The sequence below is a fragment of the Paraburkholderia sediminicola genome (assembly GCF_046026895.1).
Classification (GTDB): domain Bacteria; phylum Pseudomonadota; class Gammaproteobacteria; order Burkholderiales; family Burkholderiaceae; genus Paraburkholderia; species Paraburkholderia sediminicola_C.
The window spans coordinates 1-1423 of the sequence record NZ_JAQQEU010000219.1; the positions used below are offsets into that span (position 1 = coordinate 1).

At 57.5% G+C, this 1423-nt stretch carries 1 protein-coding gene; it reads right to left on the bottom strand.

Features of this window, described 5'->3' with window-relative positions:
• Window positions 1–280 precede the first annotated feature (280 nt).
• Window positions 281–1300: an IS110 family RNA-guided transposase gene (locus tag PQR02_RS40385; RefSeq protein ID WP_408243379.1), complete on the bottom strand. Its 1020-nt coding sequence runs from the start codon at window positions 1298–1300 to the stop codon at window positions 281–283.
• Between the last annotated feature and the right edge of the window lie 123 nt (window positions 1301–1423).

Here is a 1423-nt window from a genome sequence, read left to right on the forward strand (position 1 = left end):
TTTATATGAACGCGTCCCGTTTGCAACAGTTTTCGTGTGTTCAGACAGACAGGATGGGCTGCAGCTTTATATCCGGCCTTGTTGCAGCGGTATTGCTGCTGCGGGCCTCTATGAAATACGCTGACTCGCACCTCATTTCCTGCGCGAGCTCGAAGCTCGACGGCGCATTCAGGTTTAGCGAGTCCCGGTCCTACCTGGATTGTCATCACACTCGATTGCTGCGCAACCTTTCGACGTTCACCCTGTGTTAAACGTTGATCTTTTGCTTCGCGTGAACCATTCAGGCAGGCTTCACGCTCACGTAGGCCTTCTGGTACGGCCGGTCATGGGCCAGCACGGCCCAGATCGTCCGTGCCATCTTGTTCGCCAGTGCAACGACCACCACATTCTTTGGTCGCCGCTTCATCATCTGCTCGACCCACTCGCCGGGCTCCTTTGCGTTCTCTATTACGCTACGCGCGCCGTGGATCAGCAGTGTGCGCAAGTAGGTGTCGCCTCTCTTGCTGATCCCGTGCAGGTTCACCTTTCCGCCCGAGCCGGTCTGCTTCGGCACGATGCCAACCCATGCGGCAAATTCCCGCCCCGAACTGAATGCTTTCGGATCGCCCATCATTGAGACGGCTGCCGTTGCCGTCAGCAGCCCGACGCCGCAAATTTCGCTAACCGCCTTCACCGCCTTGTCTTCCTTCTTCCACTCGCGCATCCGGCGCTCGATCTCGGCAACCTGTTCGTCCAGCTTCGCCAGTCCATTCCACTGCTCGCGAAACGTATCGATCAGCACGGCAGGCAGGCGCTCCGCGATCCGTTCGAGCACGACCGGTATCTCCTTGTTCAGCTTGTTCCGGCCCTTGCTCATGATCTCTCCATATTCCATCAGCAGTCCACGCAGGTTGTTGATCTGCATCGTGCGAAATTTGATCAGCTGCTGTCGCATACGGTGTAGCGCCAGCATCGCCTGTTGTATCTCGGTCTTCACCGCGACGGGCTTACCGGGTTGCTGCACGGCCATCCAGATTGCCCGGGCGTCCGCCGCATCGTTCTTGTTGCGGATGTTGAACGCCTTCACAAACTTCGCCGGCATCAGCTTTACCTCGTGACCCATGTTCGTCAGTTGCCGGGCCCAGTGGTGCGATCCGCCGCACGCCTCCATGCCGATCAGGCACGGAGCCCGGTTCGCGAAGTACTCGAGAAACTTTGCCCGCTTGATCGGCTTGTTCACGATTTCTCCGGTTTCCTGATCGACGTAGTGGACCTGAAAAACCGACTTTGCAATGTCAATCCCAACTGGCGTAAGCTTCACGACGGATCCTCCGGTTTGCCTGGAAACTTCGTATTTTCCACGTGGGCACATCGATGCCGTTGGCCTGTGAGGATCCACCATCGCTCACATTCACCGGGTGGGACGCGTTCATTTCATTTCCTG